The organism is Bradyrhizobium sp. BWC-3-1 (assembly GCF_032917965.1).
GTDB lineage: Bacteria > Pseudomonadota > Alphaproteobacteria > Rhizobiales > Xanthobacteraceae > Bradyrhizobium > Bradyrhizobium canariense_D.
In genome coordinates this window covers 2,702,854-2,727,066 of the sequence record NZ_CP136625.1, presented here as the reverse complement: position 1 = coordinate 2,727,066, position 24,213 = coordinate 2,702,854, and the positions used below count along the sequence as shown (strand labels likewise).

General features: G+C 63.5%; 29 protein-coding genes. 20 read left to right on the top strand and 9 right to left on the bottom strand.

The window, feature by feature from the left end:
* Positions 1 to 64: 64 nt before the first annotated feature.
* Both RX329_RS13140 and fghA read left to right on the top strand, forming a co-directional pair.
* Positions 65 to 685: a response regulator transcription factor gene (locus RX329_RS13140; protein WP_018460280.1), complete on the top strand. Its 621-nt coding sequence runs from the start codon at positions 65 to 67 to the stop codon at positions 683 to 685.
* Between the two features lie 70 nt (positions 686 to 755).
* Positions 756 to 1,601 carry an S-formylglutathione hydrolase gene (fghA, locus tag RX329_RS13135; RefSeq protein WP_317245906.1) on the top strand — a complete coding sequence of 282 codons (846 nt, stop codon included), beginning with the start codon at positions 756 to 758 and terminating at the stop codon, positions 1,599 to 1,601.
* A gap of 9 nt (positions 1,602 to 1,610) precedes the next feature.
* Here fghA and RX329_RS13130 read toward each other — a convergent pair whose 3' ends face one another.
* Positions 1,611 to 2,111 carry a DUF3280 domain-containing protein gene (locus RX329_RS13130; protein WP_085350576.1) on the bottom strand — a complete coding sequence of 167 codons (501 nt, stop codon included), beginning with the start codon at positions 2,109 to 2,111 and terminating at the stop codon, positions 1,611 to 1,613.
* Positions 2,112 to 2,238: 127 nt separating this feature from the next.
* Between RX329_RS13130 and RX329_RS13125 the strand changes: the two genes are divergently transcribed.
* The 6 genes from RX329_RS13125 to RX329_RS13100 all read left to right on the top strand — a co-directional run bounded on the left by RX329_RS13125 (position 2,239) and on the right by RX329_RS13100 (position 7,093).
* The gene (locus RX329_RS13125) at positions 2,239 to 3,420 is read left to right on the top strand and encodes an ABC transporter substrate-binding protein (RefSeq protein WP_085361041.1); all 1,182 of its coding nucleotides are present in this window, start codon (positions 2,239 to 2,241) and stop codon (positions 3,418 to 3,420) included.
* A complete protein-coding gene (locus RX329_RS13120; RefSeq protein ID WP_094183726.1) occupies positions 3,405 to 4,397 on the top strand; it encodes a YVTN family beta-propeller repeat protein in 993 nt (330 codons plus the stop codon). The genes RX329_RS13125 and RX329_RS13120 overlap by 16 nt, the downstream gene beginning before the upstream one ends.
* Complete coding sequence (locus RX329_RS13115; protein ID WP_085384838.1) at positions 4,394 to 5,200, top strand: ABC transporter ATP-binding protein; 807 nt, start codon at positions 4,394 to 4,396, stop codon at positions 5,198 to 5,200. Before RX329_RS13120 ends, RX329_RS13115 begins: the two co-directional genes overlap by 4 nt.
* Complete coding sequence (locus tag RX329_RS13110; protein ID WP_018460286.1) at positions 5,197 to 6,045, top strand: ABC transporter permease; 849 nt, start codon at positions 5,197 to 5,199, stop codon at positions 6,043 to 6,045. The genes RX329_RS13115 and RX329_RS13110 overlap by 4 nt, the downstream gene beginning before the upstream one ends.
* Positions 6,042 to 6,656, top strand: a complete 615-nt coding sequence (locus RX329_RS13105; RefSeq protein WP_026233992.1) for a hypothetical protein — start codon at positions 6,042 to 6,044, stop codon at positions 6,654 to 6,656. The genes RX329_RS13110 and RX329_RS13105 overlap by 4 nt, the downstream gene beginning before the upstream one ends.
* Before the next feature lie 137 nt (positions 6,657 to 6,793).
* Positions 6,794 to 7,093, top strand: coding sequence for a copper-binding protein (locus RX329_RS13100; protein ID WP_085384839.1), 300 nt, complete (start codon positions 6,794 to 6,796; stop codon positions 7,091 to 7,093).
* Between the two features lie 128 nt (positions 7,094 to 7,221).
* Here RX329_RS13100 and RX329_RS13095 read toward each other — a convergent pair whose 3' ends face one another.
* Both RX329_RS13095 and RX329_RS13090 read right to left on the bottom strand, forming a co-directional pair.
* Complete coding sequence (locus tag RX329_RS13095; protein ID WP_085384840.1) at positions 7,222 to 7,779, bottom strand: PQQ-dependent catabolism-associated CXXCW motif protein; 558 nt, start codon at positions 7,777 to 7,779, stop codon at positions 7,222 to 7,224.
* Between the two features lie 10 nt (positions 7,780 to 7,789).
* Positions 7,790 to 8,671 (bottom strand): substrate-binding domain-containing protein, encoded by an 882-nt coding sequence (locus RX329_RS13090; RefSeq protein ID WP_085384841.1) that lies wholly within the window; start codon positions 8,669 to 8,671, stop codon positions 7,790 to 7,792.
* Between the two features lie 127 nt (positions 8,672 to 8,798).
* Here RX329_RS13090 and RX329_RS13085 point away from each other — a divergent pair, with 127 nt between their 5' ends.
* Both RX329_RS13085 and RX329_RS13080 read left to right on the top strand, forming a co-directional pair.
* On the top strand, positions 8,799 to 9,722 hold the full coding sequence (locus RX329_RS13085; protein WP_085350571.1) for a quinoprotein relay system zinc metallohydrolase 2: 924 nt from the start codon (positions 8,799 to 8,801) through the stop codon (positions 9,720 to 9,722).
* A 50-nt stretch (positions 9,723 to 9,772) separates the two neighbouring features.
* On the top strand, positions 9,773 to 10,591 hold the full coding sequence (locus RX329_RS13080; RefSeq protein WP_085384861.1) for a quinoprotein dehydrogenase-associated SoxYZ-like carrier: 819 nt from the start codon (positions 9,773 to 9,775) through the stop codon (positions 10,589 to 10,591).
* A 120-nt stretch (positions 10,592 to 10,711) separates the two neighbouring features.
* Here the strand turns inward: RX329_RS13080 and RX329_RS13075 are convergent, their stop codons facing one another.
* Entirely contained in the window at positions 10,712 to 11,071 is a 360-nt protein-coding gene (locus RX329_RS13075) for a hypothetical protein (RefSeq protein ID WP_018460292.1), read from the bottom strand.
* Between the two features lie 88 nt (positions 11,072 to 11,159).
* Here RX329_RS13075 and RX329_RS13070 point away from each other — a divergent pair, with 88 nt between their 5' ends.
* The 4 genes from RX329_RS13070 to RX329_RS13055 are packed head-to-tail and all read left to right on the top strand — an operon-like array spanning position 11,160 to position 13,980.
* A complete protein-coding gene (locus tag RX329_RS13070) occupies positions 11,160 to 12,140 on the top strand; it encodes an ABC transporter substrate-binding protein (protein ID WP_166517627.1) in 981 nt (326 codons plus the stop codon).
* A gap of 1 nt (position 12,141) precedes the next feature.
* Positions 12,142 to 12,879: an ABC transporter permease gene (locus RX329_RS13065; protein ID WP_085350568.1), complete on the top strand. Its 738-nt coding sequence runs from the start codon at positions 12,142 to 12,144 to the stop codon at positions 12,877 to 12,879.
* Positions 12,869 to 13,579 (top strand): ABC transporter ATP-binding protein, encoded by a 711-nt coding sequence (locus RX329_RS13060; protein WP_085350567.1) that lies wholly within the window; start codon positions 12,869 to 12,871, stop codon positions 13,577 to 13,579. Before RX329_RS13065 ends, RX329_RS13060 begins: the two co-directional genes overlap by 11 nt.
* Positions 13,580 to 13,626: 47 nt before the next feature.
* Positions 13,627 to 13,980, top strand: coding sequence for a hypothetical protein (locus RX329_RS13055; RefSeq protein WP_085350566.1), 354 nt, complete (start codon positions 13,627 to 13,629; stop codon positions 13,978 to 13,980).
* A 10-nt stretch (positions 13,981 to 13,990) separates the two neighbouring features.
* On the opposite strand, the gene RX329_RS13050 is transcribed toward RX329_RS13055, so the two are convergent.
* The 4 genes from RX329_RS13050 to RX329_RS13035 all read right to left on the bottom strand — a co-directional run bounded on the left by RX329_RS13050 (position 13,991) and on the right by RX329_RS13035 (position 15,905).
* On the bottom strand, positions 13,991 to 14,200 hold the full coding sequence (locus tag RX329_RS13050) for a hypothetical protein (protein ID WP_007601386.1): 210 nt from the start codon (positions 14,198 to 14,200) through the stop codon (positions 13,991 to 13,993).
* Between the two features lie 118 nt (positions 14,201 to 14,318).
* Positions 14,319 to 15,224, bottom strand: a complete 906-nt coding sequence (locus tag RX329_RS13045) for a hypothetical protein (protein WP_085350565.1) — start codon at positions 15,222 to 15,224, stop codon at positions 14,319 to 14,321.
* 36 nt (positions 15,225 to 15,260) lie between these two features.
* Positions 15,261 to 15,341 carry a pyrroloquinoline quinone precursor peptide PqqA gene (gene pqqA, locus RX329_RS13040; RefSeq protein WP_018460299.1) on the bottom strand — a complete coding sequence of 27 codons (81 nt, stop codon included), beginning with the start codon at positions 15,339 to 15,341 and terminating at the stop codon, positions 15,261 to 15,263.
* A 171-nt stretch (positions 15,342 to 15,512) separates the two neighbouring features.
* Positions 15,513 to 15,905, bottom strand: coding sequence for an EF-hand domain-containing protein (locus tag RX329_RS13035; RefSeq protein WP_026233996.1), 393 nt, complete (start codon positions 15,903 to 15,905; stop codon positions 15,513 to 15,515).
* Positions 15,906 to 16,250: 345 nt separating this feature from the next.
* Between RX329_RS13035 and RX329_RS13030 the strand changes: the two genes are divergently transcribed.
* The 5 genes from RX329_RS13030 to RX329_RS13010 all read left to right on the top strand — a co-directional run bounded on the left by RX329_RS13030 (position 16,251) and on the right by RX329_RS13010 (position 20,867).
* Positions 16,251 to 17,915, top strand: coding sequence for a methanol/ethanol family PQQ-dependent dehydrogenase (locus tag RX329_RS13030; RefSeq protein WP_085350564.1), 1,665 nt, complete (start codon positions 16,251 to 16,253; stop codon positions 17,913 to 17,915).
* A 10-nt stretch (positions 17,916 to 17,925) separates the two neighbouring features.
* Positions 17,926 to 18,282 (top strand): c-type cytochrome, encoded by a 357-nt coding sequence (locus RX329_RS13025; RefSeq protein ID WP_018460302.1) that lies wholly within the window; start codon positions 17,926 to 17,928, stop codon positions 18,280 to 18,282.
* Positions 18,279 to 19,208, top strand: coding sequence for a substrate-binding periplasmic protein (locus RX329_RS13020; protein WP_085350563.1), 930 nt, complete (start codon positions 18,279 to 18,281; stop codon positions 19,206 to 19,208). Before RX329_RS13025 ends, RX329_RS13020 begins: the two co-directional genes overlap by 4 nt.
* A gap of 113 nt (positions 19,209 to 19,321) precedes the next feature.
* On the top strand, positions 19,322 to 20,311 hold the full coding sequence (locus RX329_RS13015) for a Bug family tripartite tricarboxylate transporter substrate binding protein (RefSeq protein ID WP_085384845.1): 990 nt from the start codon (positions 19,322 to 19,324) through the stop codon (positions 20,309 to 20,311).
* 130 nt (positions 20,312 to 20,441) lie between these two features.
* Positions 20,442 to 20,867, top strand: coding sequence for a hypothetical protein (locus tag RX329_RS13010; protein ID WP_085350671.1), 426 nt, complete (start codon positions 20,442 to 20,444; stop codon positions 20,865 to 20,867).
* Between the two features lie 58 nt (positions 20,868 to 20,925).
* Here RX329_RS13010 and RX329_RS13005 read toward each other — a convergent pair whose 3' ends face one another.
* On the bottom strand, positions 20,926 to 21,894 hold the full coding sequence (locus tag RX329_RS13005; RefSeq protein WP_007601369.1) for a helix-turn-helix domain-containing protein: 969 nt from the start codon (positions 21,892 to 21,894) through the stop codon (positions 20,926 to 20,928).
* A 513-nt stretch (positions 21,895 to 22,407) separates the two neighbouring features.
* On the opposite strand from RX329_RS13005, the gene xoxF5 reads away from it, so the two are divergent.
* Positions 22,408 to 24,213: a lanthanide-dependent methanol dehydrogenase XoxF5 gene (gene xoxF5, locus RX329_RS13000; RefSeq protein ID WP_018460306.1), complete on the top strand. Its 1,806-nt coding sequence runs from the start codon at positions 22,408 to 22,410 to the stop codon at positions 24,211 to 24,213.

Here is a 24,213-nt window from a genome sequence, read left to right as displayed (position 1 = left end):
CGAAAGCGTACAGCAATCCCGGCCGGGCGCGAAACAGGCCAAGACGCTGTCGCGAGGAACGCCTATGCGCATTTTGATCGTCGACGATCATCCCATCGTCGCCTCCGGCTGCCGTGCCGTGCTGGCGGACGAGGGCGAGATCGAGATTTTGGAGGCCGCCGACGCCGAAGACGGCGAGTGCGTCTTCATCGTCGAGCGCCCCGACCTCTCGATCATCGACATCAACCTGCCGACCGTGTCCGGCTTCGAGCTCGCGCGCCGCATCCTCGAGCGCGCGCCCGAGGCCCGGATCATCATGTTCAGCATGAACGACGACCCTGCTTTTGCCGCGCGGGCGATCGAGTGCGGCGCCAAGGGCTATGTCTCCAAGACCGGTGACCCCGACGATCTCGTCGAGGCGATTCGCACCGTCGGCGGCGGCGGCACCTATCTGCCGAGCGCGATCGCGCGCAGCATCGCCTTTGCGGGACCCGCGCTGGCGCAAAGCCCGCTGTCGAAGCTGAACGCGCGCGAGATGGAGATTTTGCGGCTGCTCAGCGCCGGAAAGAGCCTATCCGAGATCGCCTGGCTGGTGCAGTCGTCCTACAAGACTGTCGCCAACACCTCGTCCATCATGCGCCAGAAGCTCGGGGTGAAAACCTCTGTCGAGCTGGTGCGGCTGGCGATCGACAGCGGCGTGGCCTGACGGCCGCCGCGAATTCGGTCACACAAGCGTTGCAATCCTGATGTGGTTTGATGCCACGGAGCATAACGGCATGACGATCCAGACTGTCTCGACCAATACATCCTATGGCGGCGTGCAGGGCGTGTATCGCCATGCCAGCCAGGCGACCGGAACCGACATGACGTTCTCGGTCTATGTTCCCCCGCACGCACAGGGCGCCCAGCTGGCTGTGGTCTGGTATCTCTCCGGCCTCACCTGCACGCACGCCAACGTCACCGAGAAGGGCGAATTCCGCAAAGCCTGCGCCGAGCTCGGCTTGATCTTCGTCGCGCCCGACACCAGCCCGCGAGGCCCCGACGTGCCCGGCGATGCCAATAATGCCTATGATTTCGGTCTTGGCGCCGGCTTCTATGTCGACGCGACGGAAGCGCCGTTTTCACGCAATTATCGCATGTGGAGCTACGTCACCGACGAACTGCCGAAACTCGTGGCGGAAAATTTTCCGGTCGATGCGAAGCGCCAATCGGTGATGGGCCATTCGATGGGCGGCCATGGCGCGCTGACGGTCGCGCTGCGCAACCCGCACCGTTTTCGCGCGGCCAGCGCCTTTGCGCCGATCGTGGCGCCGTCGCTCGTGCCCTGGGGCATCAAGGCGTTGACCGGCTATCTCGGGCCGAACAAGGACATTTGGCGCAGCCACGACACGGTGGCGCTGATCGAGGACGGCGCGAAGTTTTCAGGCTTCCTCGTCGACGTCGGCGAGGCCGATAACTTTTTGAAAGAGCAGCTTCGTCCTGAATTGCTGCAGGCGGCCTGTGCCAAGGCCAACATTCCGCTGACGCTGCGGCGGCAGGCGGGATACGACCACAGCTATTATTTCATCTCGACCTTCATGGGCGATCACCTGCACTGGCATGCGGAGCGATTGAAGGGGTAAATATCTCCCTCACGGCTTGCCGTAGTTCGGCGCCAGCAAGCGGTTGCGGATCAGATAGCTCATCGTGCGCGTCCAGGATTCATCCGTGTTGCCGCGCATGTCGGCGCTCGCGGCCGTGATCATGTTTCCGGTCTTCACGTCGCGCAGGTAGATGTTCAGATTGATGATCAGGTTCGAGACCTTCTGCACCATGCCGGTGATTTCCAAATCGGCACCCAGCTGCCCGGCAAGCTTGAGGTCGCAGCCGCCGCAGGCCTGCAGATTGGCGTGACGGGCCGCGTCCCGGACCGGCGCGATATCGAGCAGCTGGAACCTGCCTGACTCAACCAGTGCCTTGCGCAACTGCTCGCTGATGAGGTCGAGCCGCGCTTCCTCGGGCTTGGAGCCGTAGAACTCGCCAGGCAGGCTGGTGTCGATCAGTTCGAAATCGAACACCGCGAGTTTCGGCGGGTCGGCGAATGCGGCCGAGCCCGTCAACAGCAAAGCGGCGAAACATATCAGCGCTCGCATGATCGTGATTCCCGGCGTGGCGGCGTGAGGACGAAATGCGGGGTTGCATGCCCTGACAAATCGGTCATGCTTTAGCAGAGACAATTCTCCATCGGCGGTCAAGCCGGGGAGAACATCTGGAGGAAACATGATCCGATGGTTGGTCGGCCTGATCGGCCTGGGTTTTGCTGCGACGAGTGCGCTCGCAGCCGACCCTGTCATGATCGGCGTCGGCTATCTCGGAATCGCCGGCACCAGATCAACGCTGTCGCTGGTCGAGCAGCCCGTGGAGAATGACGGCGTCGCCGGCGCACGCCTGGCCATCGAGGACAACAACACCACCGGCAAATTCCTCAACCAGCGATTTGCGCTGGAGGAGCGTCGTATCAAGGAGGGCGAAGATGCCGTGCAGGCCGCGACAGAGCTCGCCGCACGCAACGGCTTCATCATCGCCGACCTGCCGGCCGACACGCTGCTGAAGGTCGCCGACGCCCTGCGCGAGCGCGGCACGTTGCTGTTCAACGCCGGCGCGATCGACGAGCGGCTGCGCGAGGCCGATTGCCGTGCCAACGTCATCCACACCGCGCCGACGCGCGCAATGCTGGCCGATGCGCTCGGTCAGTATCTAATGTGGAAGCAATGGAAGCGCTGGCTGCTCGTGGTTGGCTCGCATGACGAGGACAGACTGTTCGCCGATGCGCTCCGGCGCACCGCGACGCGGTTCGGCGCCAAGATCGTGCAGGAGCGCAGCTTCGAAGACAAAGGCGGCGCGCGCCGCACGGACTCCGGCGTGACGCTGATCCAGCGGCAGATGCCGGTGTTCACGCAACAAGCTCCGGCCTATGATGTACTGGTCGCCGCTGACGAGAGCGAGGTGTTCGGCGCCTACCTGCCCTATCGCACCTGGGATCCACGGCCTGTCGCGGGCTCGGCCGGCCTCGTGCCGCGGAGCTGGGACGCTGCGCAGGACCAGTGGGGCGCGATCCAGATGCAGAACCGCTTCGTCAAGCTCAACGCGCGGCGGATGACTGCGCTCGACATGCAGGCGTGGACCGCCGTGCGCATGATCGGAGAGGCCACGTCGCGCACCAATTCCGGCGACGTCAAGAAGGTCACCGATTTCATCAAGGGCCCGGAGTTCTCGGTCGCCGCCTTCAAGGGCACGAAGCTGACCTTGCGCGACTGGAACCTGCAGCTGCGCCAGCCGATCCTGCTGGTCGATGGCCGCATGGTGGTGTCGGTGTCGCCGCAAGAAGGTTTCCTGCACCAGGTCTCCGAGCTCGACACGCTCGGCTATGACCGCCCGGAGAGCAAATGCAAGCTGAAGTGAGGAAGAAGATGTTGCGCTTGTGGCGCGTTGGATTGCTGTCCGGACTAGCGCTGGCGGCGGCGCCGGCGCATGCGTTCATCGCCTATGTCTCGAACGAGAAGAGCAACACGGTGTCGGTGATCGATACCGATAGCTGGACGGTGACCAAAACCATCAAGGTCGGCCAGCGCCCGCGCGGCATCGACTTCACGCGCGACGGCAAGTTCGTGATGGTCGCGGTCGGCGACGACGACACCATCCAGATGATCGACGCGAAGACGCAAACCGTGGTGGACAGCCTGCCCTCCGGGCCCGACCCTGAATTGTTCGCCCAGGATGCCGCCGGCAAGGTCCTCTATGTCGCCAACGAGAACGACAACACAGTGACCGTGATCGACCTCGAGAAGCGCGCCCGCCTTGGCGACATCCAGGTCGGTGTCGAGCCCGAGGGCATGACCATCAGCCCGGACGGCAAGACGCTGATCAACACGTCCGAGACCACCAACATGGCGCATTTCATCGACACGTCGTCGCGCCAGATCGTCGCCAACGTGCTGGTCGACGCGCGGCCGCGCTTTGCCGAATTCAAGCACGACGCTTCCGAATTGTGGGTGTCCTCGGAGATCGGCGGCACCGTCTCGATCATCGACCCCGGAAAGCACGAGGTGACCGGCAAGATCAATTTCGAGATTCCGGGGTTGAGGAAAGAGGCGATCCAGCCCGTTGGCATCGGCATGACCCGGGACGACAAGACCGCCTTCATCGCGCTCGGTCCCGCCAATCGCGTCGCCGTGGTCGATACCGCCTCGCGCAAGGTGACGAAATATCTGCTGGTGGGACAGCGGGTCTGGCACATGGCATTCACGCCGGACGAAAAATTTCTGCTCACCACCAATGGCGTCTCGAACGACGTCTCCGTCATCGACGTCGCCGCGCAAAAGGTGATCAAGACCATTCAAGTGGGCGAACTGCCCTGGGGTATCACGATCGCGCCATGACCATCCCTGTTCCCATCGCCGAACAACGCGAAACACCAAGGCCCGATCCGGCGACCGTGCCCGCGCTATCGATCGACGACGTCAGCCACGCCTATGGACCGCGCCGCGCGCTGATGGACGTGTCCTTCAACGTGCAGCCCGCGAGCTTCACGGCCCTGCTTGGCCTCAACGGGGCGGGCAAGAGCACGCTGTTCTCGCTGATCACGCGCCTGTTCGGCATCCAGTCCGGCCGCGTCGGCATTTTCGGCCATGACATCAGCAAGAGTCCCGGCGAAGCGCTGCGGTTGCTCGGCGTCGTGTTCCAGCCGCGCACGCTCGATCTCGACCTGTCGCTGACGCAAAACCTGCTCTATCACGCCGCACTCCACGGCATCAGCCGCCGCGAAGCCGGCGCTCGAGCCGCCGAGCTGCTCGATCGCATCGGGCTTACCGAGCGCGCCGGCAGCAAGGTGCGCGATCTCTCGGGCGGGCAGATGCGGCGGCTGGAGATCGCCCGGGCGCTGCTGCACCGGCCGCGCCTGCTCTTGCTGGACGAGCCGACCGTCGGCCTCGACGTCAAGGCGCGCGCCGACATCATCAGCCATGTGCGCCAGCTCGTGAGCGAGCAAGGCATCGGCGTACTCTGGGCCACGCATCTGTTCGACGAAATCATGGCCGGTGACGATCTCGTGGTGCTGCATCAGGGCAAGGTGCTGGCGCAGGGACCGATGAGCCGCGTCGTCGCGGAAGCCGGCGCGCAGGACGTCAACACCGCCTTCATGCGCCTGACCGGCGCGCAGACCCTGCCGGGCGGCGGCGCATGAGCAGCATCACCACGCGCGAGGCGCAGCGCGGCTTCTCGGCCGCCGAATACATGACCTGCCTCACGGGCATTGTCTGGCGCGAGGGACTGCGCTTCCTGCACCAGCGCGAGCGGTTCGTCTCGGCGCTGGTGCGGCCGCTGGTCTGGCTGTTCATCTTCGCCGCCGGTTTCCGCCAAGTGCTCGGCATCTCCATCATCCCGCCCTACGAGACCTACATCCTCTACGAGGTGTTCATCGCGCCGGGGCTGATGGCCATGATCCAGCTCTTCAACGGCATGCAGTCCTCGCTCTCGATGGTCTATGACCGTGAGATGGGGAACATGCGCACGCTGCTGGTGAGCCCACTGCCGCGCGGCTACCTGTTGTTCTGCAAGCTGCTCGCGGGCACCGCGGTGTCGCTGCTCCAGGTCTATGCGTTCCTGCTGATCGCCTGGTTCTGGGACATCACCCCTCCTCTGTCAGGCTATCTCACCGTGCTGCCGGCACTGATCCTGTCCGGACTGATGCTGGGCTCGCTCGGCATGCTGATCTCCTCCGGCATCAAGCAGCTGGAGAACTTTGCCGGCGTGATGAATTTTGTCATTTTCCCGATGTTCTTCGCTTCATCGGCACTCTACCCGCTCTGGCGGGTGCAGGAGGGCAGCCCATATCTCTACTATGTTTGCGAGGCCAATCCGTTCACCCATGCGGTCGAGCTGATCCGCTTCGCGCTGTACGGACAGATCAACTGGATCTCGCTGGCGGTGGTCGCGACCTGCACAATCGTCTTCATGATCGGCGCGATTCTGGCCTATGATCCCTCGCGCGGGCTGGCGCGACGGGGGCCTGCGGGAGGCGAAGGATGACGGTTCGGGTTCTGGCCATGGCCGCTCTGATGCTCGCAGCCGCGAGCACGGCGGCACGCGCGGCCGATCCGCGCTATCCGGATTGGCCCTGCACTCAGGCCAAAGTGCCGGAAATTTCGCTCGCCGCCGTATGGGCTGGTCCTCCGCTCGACGACGTGCAGAACAAATGGAAGGACGACGCCAAGGTCAGCGCGCTGGTCGCCAAACTGTCGGCACGCAAGACGCCGCTGGACGAGGGCGAGAAGTTGGTGAAGGAGTTTTTGGCGGGCTCCGCGGCCGACAAGACCACGAACGCAAAACTGCTGTTCGCAGGCCTGTTCGACACGCTCAACGCTCAGCGCTCGCAGGTCATGAGCGGGCTGGAACGCGTCAGCCGCAAGCAGCGCGAAGCCGCCGACAAGATCCGCGAGGAGAGCGTCCAGCTTCAGGCGCTCCAAGGCGCCACGCCGCGCGACGAGGCTAAGGTCGATGCGCTCAGCAACGAGCTGATCTGGAAGACTCGCATTTTCGAGGACCGCCACAAGGTGGTGCGATTCGTCTGCGAGGTTCCCACCACCATCGACCAGCGGCTGTTTGCGCTTGGACGCGTGATCCAGCAGGAAATGGAATAGAGTCAGCCTCATTGACCGCTTGCGGCCGGTTCCCGCGCCTCCATGGCGATCATTAACCTGCCGCCGTGCTATATGCCGGAACCAAATCGGTCTAGGATGTCTTGTCGACGGGTAATCCAAGGCATCGGGAGGCCTCGATGGGAACCACGAAATTCATCCTCGCAGGCGCTGCAGCCATCAGCATGCTCGCAAGCAGCGCATTCGCTGACGATCTGACCGGAATGGTCACCCGGATAGATCGGCTCAACAGCACGATTTTGATCCAGCAGACGCAGAAGGGCACAGTCGGCGGCAGCGCAGGTGGCGCCGGCGCGCTCCAGGAGTATAAGGCCAAGGATGCCGCGATGCTCGACGCCGTCCACGCCGGCGACAGGGTGAGCTACTCTGCGACCGACAATAACGGGACGGGCACGCTGACGAAGTTGCAGAAGCAGTAAGCTTTTCCTCGCCTCTTCCCACGTGCGACAGGGCGTCATGGCCGGGCTTGTCCCGGCCATCCACGCACAGCCACGAGGCACCAAGATCGTGGATGCCCGGGACAAGCCCAGGCATGACGATCTCTTGCCTACTGCTCCGGCCGCGGCTCGGGCTGCGCCTCCGCGGTCGGAAGCTTTGCACGCTCCCAGCCGTCGGTGCCATCGGGATACCAGGCGATGTTGGAGTAGCCATACGCGTGCGCGCGCTTGGCGGCGTTCCAGGACATCCAGCAATCGGCCAGGCAATAGATCACGAGCAGCGCGGTCTTATCGCCGTGTGATGCACGCGCCAGGCCGCGCTGGAAATAGTCGTCCATGGCGGGCGGCAGCGTGCCGTAGCCGGTATCCGGCAGCCAGATGCTGCCCGGAATATTTTTGCGCGGCGCCTCGCGCCAAACGGTAACCGCGGGAAGGTTCTTCGGCTTCGGCGCGCGCGGCAGCACGTCGATGAAGGCGCCGCTCTTCGCGTGCCAGATCGCCTCGGCTTCTGACGTCGACAGCACGCGCGCGCCGCCGAGCGTCGCCGGCACGGGCGCGCGGTAGTTGTCGGTGCGATAGCCCTCGGGCTCGAACGGCTCCTGCTGCTGCGCAACGACCTGCGCCACCAGCACGGCGGCGACCAGCCCGGCGGCAAGGTGCCGCCTCATGGCGTCTGCCTCATGGTGCCTTCTTGGCCGTCTCCGCGCCGAGCGGCCGATCGTTCTCGTCCAGCAGCGGCACGCCGAAGTCGAGCAGGATCTTGTTGATCTCGCCCTGGTTCTCCTGGATCAACTTGTTGAGCTGCCGCTTCCAGTTCTGGTCGGCGCCACGCACGCCCATGCCGATGCGATAGACCAGTTTTGGCCCGGTGGTTTCCTTCACCAGCGGCGTGACATGAAGCGAGCCCGCCTTCTTCGCGTAGAACCCTGCCATCGGTCCCCACAGCACGCCGGCGTCGATCTTGCCCGCCGTGAGATCATCGATCATTGCCTGCGCCGAATTGTCGTAGCGCGTGTCGATCATCAGCGGATAGGGCTTTGCATCACCCATCAGTCCCGCCATGGCCATGTTGGTCGCAGGCGGCGTGCCGGCGACGATGCCGACATGCTTGCCCTTCAGCCTGGCATCCTCGAGCGTGTCGACCTCCTCCAGCCCGCTGCCTGTTTTCGCGACCAAGGCATAGCTCGTGCGGTAATAGGGATTGGTGCCTTGCACGAGGTCGTCGCCTTGGGGAAAACCCATGATGACGTCGCAGCGATGCGAGCCGAGCGTCATGCGCACGAAGCCGGTGGCTTGCGGAAAAAAGACATAGTCGAGCTTCTTCTGGAGCTTGTCCGCAAACAGCTCGGCAAGCTTGTTCTCGAACCCCTCGCCCTTCTCATTCGAGAACGGCAGATTGCGCGGGTCGGAACAGACGCGCAGCACCTTGGGGTCGACCAACTCGAACGAGAGGTCACCCGTCTCGTTGGTCTGCGCTATGGCGACGTCGCCGAACGCGCAAGACGCAACCAGGATACTCAGTGAAAGCAACCAGCGACGATGTCGTCCGGCCTCCGTCATCGCGCTTCCTCCTAGGCTTGTTTGAATGCTAGCCATGCAACGCATGACGCGCCATGTTTTGCCAGACTTTGTGCTGGCTTTCTTTGTTGCAGTGCAATGCGCGCAACCTTTGAACTGAGGCTGAAAAGTGTCTCGCATCGCTCTCGTGATCGCAGCCTTGTCCCTGGTAACAGCGACGCTAGCATGCGCCGCAGCGGCCGAATTGCCTGTGAGCGAAGTCGCGCCGGGAATCTTCGTACACTCCGGGACCATCGCCCTGATGACCCGCGAGAACGAGGGCGACATCGCCAATGTCGGCTTCATCGTGGGCGAAGATGCGGTGGCCGTGATTGATACCGGCGGTAGCGTTCGCGAGGGCGAGGCGCTGCTGGCGGCGGTGCGGGCCCGCACCAGCAAGCCGATCCGCTACGTCATCAATACCCACGGCCATCCCGACCATGTTTTCGGCAATGCGGCTTTCGTCGCCGGGGACACCATTTTCGTCGGTCACAGCCGACTGCCGCGGGCGCTCGCTGCCCGTGGGCCGTACTATCTCGACAATTTTAGGCGCATCATGGGCGACGAATTGATATCTCCCGTGAAAATCGTGCCGCCCACAATGCTCGTCACGGACACCCTGATGCTCGATCTCGGTGCGCGCCGCCTGACCCTGCGGGCCTGGCCGGCCGGGCACAGCGACAATGACCTGACCGTGTTCGATGAGATGACGAAGACGCTGTTCACTGGCGACCTCATCTTCCTCCGCCATATTCCGGTGATGGACGGCAGCATTCGCGGCTGGCTTCGCATCCTCGCGGAACTCGAGAGCATTCCGGCGCAGCGCGTCGTTCCCGGTCACGGACCTGTGAGTGAATGGCCTGCCGCGCTGACCGATGAACGGCGCTATCTGACGGCACTGCTGGCGGACATCCGGGCGTCGAACAAGAAGGGCGAACGGATCCGAACCGCTGCAGACAAGGCCGCCGCCTCGGAACGGCCGCACTGGGAGCTGTTCGACGACTACAACGCCCGCAACGCAACCGCAGCATTTTCGGAAATTGAATGGGAGTAGCGGACGCGCTACGATGCGTGAAACGTTGCTTCGTCCGCGGGACCATGACCATGACGGGATGCACGCGCCGACTGCCTCTGATCGCCCTGCTCCTCGGCATTGCATTCGCCGTGCCGGCGCAGGCGGAAGAGGCTTACGATCCCTGGCCGGGCCTGGTGCAGGACATCTTCAGCAACCGTCCGATGAATGACGGCGGCAATGTCATTGGAATCGAGATGCCGTATCGTGCCGAAGACGCGGCCATCGTGCCGGTGACCCTGCGCAGCAAGCTCTCGCCCGGCGATGCCCGCCGCATCCGTTCGATCACGCTGGTGATCGATCGTAATCCCGCGCCGATGGCGGCGAAGTTCGAGCTCGGACCGGATGCCAACATCACTGAAATCTCGACCCGCGTGCGCGTCAACAATTACACCGACGTTCATGCGGTGGCCGAGCTCAGCGATGGCCAGCTCTATGTCTCGAAAGTCTATGTGAAGGCCTCCGGCGGCTGCTCGGCACCAGCAGGGAAGAATGCCGAGGAGGCCCAGAACCGGCTCGGCCAGATGCGCTACCGCCAATTCGCGCGCCAGGAGGCCCCGGCGAGCCGCATGCGGGAAGCGCAGATCATGATCGGCCATCCCAACAATTCCGGCCTGCAGATGGACCAGGTCACACAGCTCTACATTCCCGCCTTCTTCATCAACCAGCTCAAGCTGACGCAGGACGACAGCCCCGTGCTGTCGATGGAAGGCGGCATCTCGATCTCGGAAGATCCAAATCTGCGCTTCACCTATGTATCCAACGGCGCCAAGCGTTTTCGCGCGGAAGCCAAGGACACGGACGGACACGTGTTCCGGAACGAGTGGGACGTGGAGAAGCCGGGGACGTGAGGCTCCCGGTCGTCATGGCCGGGCTTGTCCCGGCCATCCACGATCTTAGGTGCCGCCAAGACGTGGATGCCCGGGGACAAGCCCGGGCATGACGAATACGGTGGTCGTACAACCAAGCGGTCAGAAACACCTCACCTCGGCTTCCGCCTGGGCACGCCTCAAATCATTCACGGCCGAGTTCGCCTGCTCCGAGGTCCGGAACTGGACGCCGAGATTGCCGCGGACCTGGGACATGCTGAGCGCGGTTTCTGCGGTAACGTAGCGCTCATAGGACACGATCGAGGCCACCACGTCGATCGAGCAGGAACATTGTTCGATCGCCTGCCGGCTCTCGCCATTCGCCTTCATGCAGCCATAGACATACTCGGCACGCGCCGACGTCGGATAATCATTGGCCTGTTCAGCCTGCGCGGCGAGCGCGGTCGCAGCCCACACCGCCAATGCGGCGACAATCGGTCGTAGCTGTCCGGCCAGATTCATGAGCGTCCTCCCGCTGGTTGCGACGGAAGCTATGCTATGCGTATTGTCCTGAAAAGCACTTCTGTCAGAGGAAACGGCTCACAAGGTGATGAGAACATTTGGTGGATCATTGGCGCTCGCGGTGGCGCTGGCGCTGACGCTAACCGGGCCCGGCCGCGCCGCGGATACGATTCGCCTTGCGGTGCAGAAGACCGGAACATTCTCCTGGGAGCTGGCCGCGATCCGCGCCAACGGCCTCGACAAGGAGGCCGACCTGTCGCTCGACGTCGCCGAGCTTGCGAGCCCCGAGGCCGGCAAGATCGCGCTGCGCGCCGGCAATGCCGACATCATCCTGTCCGACTGGCTGTGGGTGTCTCGCGAGCGCACGCTTGGCGCCAAGCTCACCTTCTATCCCTATTCCAGCGCGCTCGGCGCGGTGATGGTGCCGGCCTCCTCGCCGATCAAGTCGCTCGCCGATTTGAAGGGCCGCAAGCTCGCCGTCGGCGGCGGTCCCATCGACAAGAGCTGGCTGCTGCTCCAGGCGCGCATGAAGCAGGACGGCATCGACCTGAAATCGGAGGCGACCATCGTCTATGGTGCTCCGCCTCTGCTCGCCGCCAAGGCGCTCGACGGCGAGATGGATGCGAGCCTCAATTTCTGGAATTTCTGCGCACAGCTGGAGGCCAAGGGTTTTAGACGCCTTGCCGGTATCGAGGACATATTGCCGAAACTCGGCGCCAAGGGCGCGGTCTCCGCAGTCGGCTATGTCTTCGACGAAACCTGGGCGGCAAGTCATCGCGATGCGGTGGCGCGCTTCATCGCGATGACCCGCAAGGCCAAGCAGCTGCTGGTGACCTCCGATGCCGCCTGGGACAAGATCGCACCGCTCACCGGCACGAGCGATGCCACCCTGCTCAAGACTTATCGCGAGCGCTATCGCGACGGCATTCCGCGCCGGAGCATCGATGACGAAGAAAAGGACGCGCGCGTGCTCTACCGCGTGCTGGCCGAAACCGGCGGCCGCGACCTCGTGGGCCCGGCCGCCGAGCTCGATCCCGGCACGTTCTATCACGCAGTTGCCGGAGACTGAGGTGCTGCGTCTTCTGTCGTTTGCCCTGTTGCTCGCGATCTGGTGGATTGCCGCCCTCTTCGTCGGCGCCGCAAAGCTGCCCTCCCCGCCCGCCGTGCTCGACGTCGTCATCGCGGAAGCATCGAGCGGCGCCCTGTTCCTGCATCTCGGCGCCACGCTCGCCCGCGTAAGCCTCGCCTTCGTGCTGGCGATGTCACTCGGCAGCGCCATCGGCTATCTGATGGGACGGGTGAAGCTTGCCGACCGGCTCGGCGATCCCTGGCTGATCCTGCTCCTGAACCTGCCCGCGCTGGTCGTGATCGTGCTGGCCTATATTTGGGCCGGGCTCACCGAAGCCGCAGCGATCGCGGCGATCGCCATCAACAAGCTGCCGACCGCCATCGTCACCCTGCGCGAGGGCGCGCGCGCGCTCGACCGCTCGCTCGACGAGATGGCGAGCGTGTTCGCGATGCCGCGCTGGCGCGCCTTCCGCCACGTCCTGCTGCCGCAACTGGCGCCCTATATCGCAGCCTCAGCCCGCTCCGGATTGTCGCTGGTGTGGAAGATCGTGCTGGTCGCCGAACTCCTGGGGCGACCGAACGGCGTCGGCTTCGAGATCGGCGTCGCCTTCCAGCTGTTCGACACGCCGCGGCTGCTGGCCTATTCGCTAACCTTCGCCGCCGTCGTGCTCGTGATCGAGACCGCGCTGGTGCAACCGTTCGAAGCCCGCGCAACACGATGGCGCCCCCGTGCGGCTTGAGGTCGATATCACAGGCAAGAGGTTCAAGAGTGCCGCGGGCGGGACGCAGGAGGTGCTCGCGCCGGTCAGCTTCGCGCTTCAATCCGGCGAGGTCGGCGTGCTGATCGGACCGTCCGGCTGCGGCAAGAGCACGATGCTGCGCATTATCCTCGGCCTCGACCGCGATTTCGAGGGACGCGTCTCGCGCCCGCCGGAAGCGCGGATCGGCATGGTTTTCCAGGAGCCGCGGCTGCTGCCATGGCGCTCGGTCGAGCAGAATGTGCGGCTTGCGGCACCCGATGTCACCGACGCCAAGCTCGCCGAGCTGTTCAGGATCCTGGAGCTGGACGCGCATCGCAGTCATTTTCCAGGCGAGCTGTCGCTTGGCCTCGCCCGGCGCGTCGCGCTCGCTCGCGCCTTTGCCGTCGAGCCTGACCTGCTCGTGCTCGACGAGCCCCTCGCCTCGCTCGACGACGCACTCGCCGGCCGTTTGCGCGACGAGATCGCGACGCTGGTGGCGCGCCGTCCGGTGATGACGTTGCTCGTCACCCACAGCCTGGATGACGCGATCCGGCTCGGCGACCGCCTGTTCTTGCTGTCGCCGCGACCGGCGCGCATCGTGCGCGAGGTGCCGATTGCCGTCCCGCGCGCGGAGCGCAGCGAGGCCGAACTCGGCAAGATCAGGGCCGAGCTCGCGGCGTTGCAGCTTGAATCGCAATGAGAACTCATGGTCAATTGGACCAACGACGTCTTCGCGGGAGGGTCATCATGCGGCGTACGCTGATTGCGATCGGCATCCTGTTGGTTGCGATGCCGGGCGCGGCGCTCGCCCAGGCCAAGGGCAAGGGTATCCGGCTCTGGAATCTGACGACGGAGACGATCTCCGGCTTCCAGCTCTCCCCGGCCGGGAAGACCGAGTGGGGGCCGAACCAGTGCCTGAACGACAAAGACAAGGAGGTCGACCACGACGAGCGGCTGCGCATCACCGGCGTCGAGCCCGGCCGCTACGACGCCAGGGTCAGCTATCCCAATGCGCGGCAATGCATCGTGCGCGACATCGAGATCAAGGCGGATGCGGTGTTCTCGATCGCCGACAAGGATCTGAAGGACTGCACGAAATAACGCCGGCGACTCACGCTTTGTCGTTCGGGTGAGGATATTCGCAGCGCCACCGCACTGCCTGCCACTTCGGATGGTCGCCAACCCATTGCGCGATATAGGGCGGGGCAGCCATCGCGCATTGCGTCGGCGACCCCGCATAGTTGAACACCAGATGCTGCTCCTCGCAGGTCGCAGGCGAGAGCAACGCACACACAGTCACCACCAGGTCGATCGGGTTCATGCCGGGATCCTCGCAGAGGCGATGAAGTTAGCACAAAAGATTACGTTCCGATGAGCGGGAAGTTTCAATCCGGCCGCCCGAAATAAAGCGGGAATTGCCTGTCAACTCTCCCCGAGCGCTAGAAATTAACTCCAAAGACCAGCCTTGCCTGGTGGCGCTCGAAATTGACGAGGTCGAGATTGCCGCCCGATCCGGCCGGCCGGCCCCATGCCTGCATGCTCCAGCTCATGGTCAGGCGCGAGCGCTCGGAAAGCTGGAAATAAGCGGTCGGACCGACGAAAAGCGCCTGTCCTGCGAACTCGCCGAGGCCGATGCCTTCGTACTGCCGGAAGTAGCGCACCTCGCCGCCGAGCAGCACATCGGGCCGCACGCGCACCAGGCCGGCGAAGGCCGCGCCGATGGTCGAACTCTTTTCGGAGAGTCCCGCCATCTCGAAACGCGCCCATTCGGGTTGATAGATCAGGTTGAGCGCCCCGATGGCGAAGTTCGGGATCAGCTCGCGATCGAAGGCGAGCGTGAAATCGGTACCGTACATCCGCCCTTTTGCTCCAGAAGTCTCGTCGATGCGGTCGCCATGGAGTTCGGCGGCGACGGTCAACCCGAATGGCGCGCGCTCGCGATCGAGCAGGCGATAGCGCAGGTCGAGCGAGGCGCCCTGGAAATTGAACTGGCGGCGGTCGCCGAGATCGGGAACGCCGGTGATGTCGTGCAGCGTGGCAGTGCCGCCGACCTCGATGCGAAAGTTCGGCAGCGGCACGATCTCGATCTCGACCTCCTGCGAGAGGGCGCGATAGGTCCCGCCTCCTTTGCCGAATCGGCCTGTCGTCTGAGTCTGGAATTCGCGCTCGCCGGGATTGCCGACATCGGTACCGATCATGAAGCCGAAGATGTGTTCGGTATCGAAGCCCTCTTCGGCGCGGACGCATGCCGGCGCGAGCGCGACGGTGCAGGCGGCTATGGTCCAGAATGTAAGGGCTCTCGCGCGCATCCCCGACACTACCACGGCTTCGACGGTGGTTGCCATCGAAGCCGCGGCAGGTCGTCAGTCTTACTTGTGGTCTTACTTGCGCAAAGCGCAGGCGTACATGTTGATTTCCATGCCGACCGGCACTTCCACGATCTTCGGAGCTTTCCAGGCCATTCGGGGACTCCCAAGGGATTGAGCGCGACATCGCGCCGGCGAAAACCTAGGGCTGCGTCAGCCACAGCGCAAGTCTGGAATCGCACCGTTGACACAGCGAACTGTCGCATCGCGCTTGCAAATTTCTCTCTCGGGCAACTCGCCTTCGCTCCCAGTCAAGCGGCGCGGTTCTCACCGCAACAAGCGCAGCAGCGCGCGACCGGCGCGCGAGTTCAGCTCCTTCGCATCCAGCGTTCCATCCTTGTCGGGATTCGCCGCGTTGAAGCGCTGCTCCACCACCGAGAGATATTCGTCGAGCGTGAGAGTCCCGTCGCGATCGGGATCGGCGGCGGCGAGTTCTTTCGCTGTTAACCGTCCGCGCAATTCGCGGGCGTCGAGCGTGCCGTCGTGATCGGGATCGAGCTTGGCGAACAACGCCGCCGCCGCCTTCTTCACCTCGGCAAGATCGAGGGTGCCGTCATTGTCGGTATCGAACGTCTTGACCGCGTTGCCGGAGGCCGACCATGCCGGACCGGACAGCAGTGCAATCGTGAGCGCAAGTGCAACAGAGCGACGCGATATCATGAAAACCTCCCTCACCAAGAGCTCCGATTCGAACCGGATCGAAACGACATAAGTCCACAAGCGAGCCTCGGTTCAAGTCCCGAATTGCAGCCTGCGCACCGCACAACTTGCAGAACCCGTCGGCGCGACCGCTGCCGTGGCGCACGCGCTCTGCTCCATGCCGCGGAATTTCTTCAGCGCCTGCGCACAAGTGAGAGTTGCTTTGTCAGGTCTCCGTCAGGTGACGGCATCCCGCGCCGCCTACCATATCGGCATCGCAATTACGACTTTCGTATTGACGCGTTTTGCATTCGGGCGGAGTGTTGCTGTCGCAGCGTCAATAGGCGCGCATATTGGGAGGGACGGATGAAACGCTTTGCGATGGCCGCGAGCCTCGTCATGCTTGCATCGACTTGTGCAAGTGCACAAACCAGCGAGCAGCTGGTCAAAGGCGCGACCGATACATCGAACGTTCTCAACTACGGGATGGGCTACAATCTTCAGCGTTTCTCGACGCTGAACCAGATCAACAAGGACAGCGTCAAGAACCTTGTCCCGGTCTGGAACTACTCTTTCAACGACGATCGCAGCGAGGAATCGCAGCCGCTGGTGTACCAGGGCGTGATCTACGTGACGTCGCACAACGCGACCATGGCGGTCGACGCCAAGACCGGCAAGCAGATCTGGAAATCCAAGGTCGAGTATCCTGCCGAAACGCCGCGCATCGTCTGCTGCGGCATCATCAATCGCGGCGCAGCACTCTATGAGGGCAAGGTGTTCCGCACCACGCTGGACGCCAACGTGATCGCGCTCGACGCCAAGGACGGCAAAGAGCTGTGGCGGCAGAAGGCGGCCGATATCAAGGAAGGCTATTCGATGACGGTGGCGCCGCTGGTCGCCGACGGCGTCGTGATCACCGGCATCTCCGGCGCCGAGTTCGGCACCCGCGGCTTCATCGACGGCTGGGATCCCGCAACGGGCAAGCACCTGTGGCGCACCCATTCGATCCCCTCTCCGGATGAGCCCGGCGGCGACACCTGGAAGGGCGATACCTGGAAGCTCGGCGGTGGCTCGACCTGGATTACGGGCTCCTATGATCCCGAGCTGAACACGGTTTACTGGGGTATCGGCAATCCCGGACCGTTCAACTCGGCGGTACGCCCGGGCGACAACCTCTACACCTGCTCCGTGCTGGCGATGGATCCCAAGACCGGCAAGATCAAGTGGCACTACCAGTTCTCGCCCAACAATCCGTTCGACTATGACAGCGTGGCCGAGATGGTCCTCGCCGATATGAACGTCGAGGGCAAGCCGACCAAGGTGTTGATGGACGCCAACCGCAACGGCTTCTTCTACGTGCTCGACCGCACCAACGGAAAGCTGCTCGCGGCCAATCCTTACGTGAAGGTCAACTGGGCGACGGGAATCGACATGAAGACCGGACGTCCCATCGAGACCGACGTCTCGAAGGATGCGCGTGAGGGCAAGAAGGTGACCGTCTATCCGTCGATCCTCGGCGGCAAGAACTGGGAGCCGATGTCGTTCAATCCGCAGACCGGCCTCGCCTACGCCAACACGCTCGCCTTCGGCGGCAGGTACAAGACCGAACCCGCCACCTTCAAGCAGGGTGAATGGTATCTCGGCATGGACCTCACCGATCTCTGGGAATGGGGTGACGGCCCGCGCGGTCATCTGAAGGCGATCGATCCCATGACCGGCAAGGCGAAGTGGGAAGCACCCAGCGACATCCCGCGCTTCTCCGGCGTGCTGTCGACCGCGGGCGGTGTCGTGTTCTCGGGCGCGCTGACCGGCGAGTTCGAGGCCTTCGATGCCGATACCGGCAAGAAGCTCTGGCAGTTCCAGACCGGCTCGGGCATCGAGGGACAACCGGTGACCTGGCAGCAGGACGGCGTGCAGTATGTCGCCGTGACGAGCGGCTATGGCGGCGTCTACTCGCTGTTCTCCGGCGACGAACGGCTGGCCAAAGTCCCGCCCGGCGGCTCACTTTGGGTTTTTGCGGTCAAGCAATAACCACGGCACGATGCTGAGAAAGCTATCTCACAAGACGGTGGCGATCCTCGCCGCCGTCGCGGTGCTGACGGTCGCGCTTGCGGCGACCGTTCGTGCCGCGGATGATTCAACCGGCAATCCCGTGCAGGCACAGATCGACCACGGCAAGTCGACCTATGCCGAGAAATGCTCGCACTGCCACGGCCCCAACATGATGAACCCCGGCACCATCACGCCGGACCTGCGCGCCTTCCCCGACGACAAGACGCGCTTCGTCACCACCGTGAAGAACGGCAAGAACAACAAGATGCCGCCCTGGGCTGACATTCTCAGCGACGAGGAGATCGGGAATCTCTGGGCCTTCATCTCGAGCCGGAGAAAACCATGAGGCGCTGGCTGGCCGTTTGGAGCATTGCCGCGATTCTCGCGGCGGCGGCCGCAGCTGCACGCGCGGCCGACGATCCGCTCAAGATTTGTCTCGACGAGGACAGGCCGCCGCTCTCCGTGCATCACAAGGGCAAGCCCGGCTCGGGTTTCGACGTGCTGCTGGCGCAGGCGATCGCCGACCGGCTCGGACGGCCGCTGACGATCCAGTGGTTCGAGAGCAAGCTGGACGAGGATTCGAGCCCGCAGCTCGAGGCCAATGCGCTGCTGTCCGATGGGCGTTGCTCGCTCGTCGGCGGCTACGCGCTGACGACGGACTCCCTCGTCAAGCCCGGCATGAAAACGGCGCGCTTGCCGGATTTTGCCGGCGCCACGCGCGACGACCGGCGCCGCCGCGTCGCGCTCGGCGTGCTCGCGCCGAGCCAGCCCTATGTCTACTCGCCGATGACGGTCGTGCTCGGGCCGAAGGCGCGGGGTCGCAACATCGGCGATATCGGAGATCTCGCCGGCCTGCGCCTCGTCATCGAGAGCGGCTCGCTCGGCGATGCGATCCTCATGACCTTCGACAAGGGGCGCCTGATCGACGACATCACGCATCTCGTCCCCGGCCGCGATGATCTCCTCGGCGCACTTGCCCGTGGCGATTATGACGCGACGCTGATCGACCTCGGCCGCTTCGACGCCCATCGCGCCGCGCACCCCGACACGGCGATCACCGCGTCCGGCTATTACTATCCGATCGGGGCCAATCGCGGCTATGTCGGGCTGGCCAGCGATCCCGCACTGCTCGACGCCGTCAACAAGGCGCTGACCGGGCTTGCTGCCGAGGGCAAGATCGCCGAATTCGGCACACAGGCGGGGCTGAGCTATCTGCCGCCGCGGGAGCCTGCGATCCTTGGCGACGTCTGGTTGAAGATCATTCAGCGCTAGTGGACAGCTGGCGCACCCAGCGCGGCCCTTCGAATGCGCCAATCTGTCTCGCCAGCCACCCATGGCAGAGGCGACCCGATGCAGTACCGTCGGCGACAACCCGGGAGAGAATCATGTCCGCAAAACTCGATCGCCGCCGCTTCATCGCCGCCGGCACCACCACACTCGCGATGCCTTTCGTCTCGCGTGGCGCCTCGGCGCAGGCTGCGTGGCCATCGCGGCAGATCCGCATGATTTGCAGCTATCCCGCCGGCGGACAGACCGATCTGCTCGCGCGCGCCTATGGTGAATTCATTGCCAAGCAGGTCGGAAAGACCGTCGTCGTCGAGAACAAGCCCGGTGCCGCCGGCGCGATCGGGACGGCGGAGGTCGCCCGCGCAGAGCCCGACGGCCACACAATCCTGTGCTCGATCTCGACCACCTACATCATGAACCGGGTGGTGATGAAGACTCCCGGCTACGACATGGACAAGGATTTGACGCTGGTCAGCGTCATTCCGGGCGCCGGCCTGTTGCTGGTGGCGAACCCAAAAACCGGCGTCAAGACGCTGGAGGATTTCGTCGCCTTTGCGCGCAAGAGCGGCAAGGTCAACTTCGGCACCTATAGCGCGGGCTCGGCCCCGCATATGACGGTCCACGAGCTCAACAAGCAGTATGGCCTTGCCATCGAGCCGATCCACTATCGCGGCGAAGCCCCGATGTGGACGGGCATGCTGGAAGGTACGCTCGATGTGGCCATGGGCAGCTACACCGCAGCGCAATCGGTCTTGCAAAGCGATCGCGGCACCGTGTTCGCGGTGCATTCGAAGAAGGTCGACGCCATCCCTGATATCAAAACCCTCCCCGAGCAGGGCGCGACGTCGAAATTCTTCACCGTCAGCGGCTTCTCCGGTTGGGCCGTGCCGAAAGCGACACCGCAGCCGGTCGTCGATCGCCTGGCGGAGCTTTGCGTCGCTGCCAACAGCGATCCGAAGGTGAAGGAGGTTCTCAACACGTTCGTGCTCGAACCCGCGATCGGCTTCAAGGAAACCAACGCCCTGTATCAGCGCGAGCTGCCGATCTGGATCGAGAGCGCGCGATCGCTCGGCCTCGAACCCGCCTGAACCGCGAGGCATGACGCCCTTCGCAGCGCGGCATCCGACCAAAGCCTAGTGCCGGAAGCGCATTTTCCCGCTATGATTGTGCGACGCTGGCGGGAAGGTCTCGCCGGCGCGGACGAGAAAGGCCGATCCCATGACACCGGATGGCGTTGCCGTAGCCGTCATGATCATCCTACTCTTTCCGATGGGCTATTTCACCCTGGCGTCTCCGGCCTTCCTGCTGGTGAAGCTGGATATCCAGCCCGTCGCCCAGCTTTTGCGCGGAATGTTCAATGCGCATTTTCTGGTGATGCGCGTTGCCGGAATCATCGGAGCGGTCGCTTTCCTGCTCGACGGTCGTCTGGTCGCAGCGATGGGCGTTGGCCTCCTTGCAGCCTTGGCGATCTATGGGCGCCGCTGGTTCATGCAACAGATGGACGAACAGCTCAGCGCCAGGGACGCCGGCGATGCCGAGGCCCCGCGCCGGCTACGCCGACTGCATTGGAGTGGAATGCTGGGCAACGCGGTGTTGCTCGTCGCTCTCCTGACCAGCATTCCCTACATCGCCATATCGGCATGAGAGACATCGCGGGCGCGTGACGGTCAACCGTCGCGTCGACTCCGAACCTGGCGTTTGCCTAGTGCTCGTCCGCCGCAACCGCGCCCTGTTGCGCCTTGTGGATCGAGGACGGCACTACGCCGAAATATTTCCGGAACACCCGGCTGAAATGCGATGAGCTGGAGAAGCCCCAGGAGAACGCGACGTCGGTAATGGTCTTGCCGGCGTGGGCCTCGAGCTCCTGGCGGCAATTCTGAAGACGCGCCTGCCAGATGTAGTCGCTCACCGTGGTGCCGCGCTCCGAGAACAGCATGTGCAGATAACGCTTGGAGCAGCCCAGTTCGCCGGAGATCTGGTCGATGCACAGATCCGGATCGCGCAAATGCTCGCGGATGAAGAATTGCGCGCGCACATAGGTCGCTTCGGGTCCGACGCGATCGAGCATCGTGTCGGCCTCGCGCAGCGGCAGCAGCAAGAGGTCGATCAGCGAATCGGCGACGCCGACCGCACTGTTCGCCGACAGCTTGGCCGCCTCGTCGAAGGTCGCATGGACGAAATCATGGGCGATGCGCCCCGTCCCCGTGCGTGAGGTCAATTTGCAGGCGGGCATTCGCTGCGACGGGAATCCACGGTCGCGCAGCAGCGCCTTCGGCACGATCACCACGTCATGGCGCGTGAAAGCGGGACTGATGATCGAATGCGGACAGGAGACGTCATAGGCGATGATGTCGCCCGGGTTCAGCTCGATGTGGCGGCCTTCCTGCTCGAAATAGGACACGCCGTAAGTCTGGAAGTGGATCTTGATATACGGGTGTTCATTGGCCTTGGCGCGCGCCAGCGTGTGCGCGATGCGATGTTGGCTGACCTCGATCTGGCAGAGCTTCAGACGCGAGACGCTGGTGTAGTCGATGCGGCCTTCGAGCGAAGACGCTTCCAGCGGATCGACGTCGAAATGCCCACACAGGCTGGTCAGCCCGTCGATCCAGCTTTGGATCTGACGTTTCGGCGTCATGCCCGTCGTCGAGAGCGTGTGAATCGTGTCGGACATTAATCCAGCCACTGGTTTGATCCGGAGATTTGACGCGAATCGCGAGCCGCGCTGCCGGAGCCCTGAACCGTGATTGCGTGACGTTTACCTCGATTTTGAGCGATCTTCTAGAACGAGCGCCATCGTTCCATTGCCACCCTTGTAAGTTAATCCTCCGCCTTAGTTGCAGCGCCGTCAAGGGGAACCTGAGCGGTGAAGGCGCTGCCAAAGCGTTGCGGAAGCCGCTGAATTCGCTACTGCAAAATCAAAAACTTCCGACCCGTGCGCTGTCAAGCAAACCAGCTTCTCTCTTGGGCAAGTTTCCCGATGACGAAGTCGTTAGGGATTGTATCAGGAACAACAAGAACGGGCCGCTCCGCACGTGGACCCGTGGCTCTCATCAGGAGGAGGAAACACCACAGCATCGTTTCTGGTCCCAATCGTGACCGCCCTGCACGAGCAGACGCCGGACGAAAAGCCCGGCGATTAAGCAATGCTTCGGAAACAATAAACGAGACCAATGGAGGAATGACTATGCGCAAGGTACTACTCGCGGCCTATCTTGGCTCCGCGGCGGCTCTCGCCGTCGGCAGCGCGTCGGCCAACGACGAAGTGCTCAAGATGTCGCAGAACCCGAAAGACTGGGTGATGCCGACCGGCGACTACGCCAACACCCGCTATTCCAAGCTGAACCAGATCAACGCACAAAACGTAGGCAAGCTCCAGGTCGCCTGGACCTTCTCGACCGGCGTGCTGCGCGGCCACGAAGGCGGCCCGCTGATCATCGGCAACATGATGTACGTCCACACGCCGTTCCCGAACAAGGTCTACGCTATTGACCTTTCCAACGAGAACAAGATCGTCTGGAAGTACGAGCCGAAGCAGGATCCGAACGTCATTCCAGTGATGTGCTGCGACACGGTCAACCGCGGCCTGGCCTATGGCGACGGCAAGATCTTCCTGCATCAAGCCGACACCACGCTTGTCGCGCTCGATGCCAAGAGCGGTCAGGTGGCATGGACCGCGAAGAACGGCGACGCCAGCAAGGGCGAGACCGGTACTTCGGCCCCCATGGTCGTCAAGGACAAGGTGCTGATCGGCATCTCCGGCGGCGAGTTCGGTGTTCAAGCCCATATGACCGCCTACGACATCAAGACGGGCAAGCTGGCTTGGCGCGGCTACTCTGAAGGACCGGACGATCAGATCCTGGTCGACGCAGAGAAGACCACCGCACTCGGCAAGCCGGTCGGCAAGGACTCGAGCCTGAAGACCTGGCAAGGCGATCAGTGGAAGATCGGCGGCGGCGCCACCTGGGGCTGGATCTCCTACGACCCCGAGCTGAACCTCGTCTATTACGGGTCGGGCAATCCCTCGACCTGGAATCCGAAGCAGCGTCCCGGCGACAACAAATGGTCGATGACGATCTGGGCTCGCAACCCTGACACCGGCCAGGCCAAGTGGGTTTATCAGATGACGCCCCACGACGAGTGGGACTATGACGGCGTCAACGAGATGATCCTCTCGGACCAGGCCATCAACGGCCAGCCGCGCAAGCTGCTGACGCATTTCGATCGTAACGGCCTCGGCTACACGCTCGATCGCGCCACCGGTGAGCTCCTGGTCGCCGAAAAGTACGATCCGAAGGTGAACTGGACCTCCGGCGTCGACATGGACAAGAACTCGCCGACCTACGGCCGCCCGAAGGTGCTCGATGCAGCTTCGACCGACAAGGCGGGCGAGGACCACAACGTGAAGGGCATCTGCCCGGCCGCGCTCGGCACCAAGGACGAGCAGCCGGCAGCCTACTCGCCGGACACGCAGCTGTTCTACGTTCCGACCAACCACGTCTGCATGGACTACGAACCGTTCAAGGTGAGCTACACCGCGGGTCAGCCCTACGTGGGCGCAACGCTCTCGATGTATCCGCCGCAGGGTGAAACCCACATGGGCAACTTCATCGCCTGGGACGGCAAGACCGGCAAGATCGTCTGGTCGAACAAGGAGCAGTTCTCGGTCTGGTCGGGTGCGCTCGCAACCGCGGGCAATGTGGTGTTCTACGGAACGCTCGAAGGCTACCTGAAGGCAGTCGACGCCAAGACCGGCAAGGAGCTCTACAAGTTCAAGACTCCCTCCGGCATCATCGGCAACGTCACCACCTATGAGAACGGCGGCAAGCAGTATGTCGCAGTGCTCTCCGGCGTGGGCGGCTGGGCCGGCATCGGTCTGGCGGCAGGCCTGACCGATCCGACCGCCGGTCTCGGCGCAGTCGGCGGCTACGCGGCGCTCAGCAACTACACGGCACTCGGCGGTACGCTGACCGTGTTCTCGCTGCCCAACTAG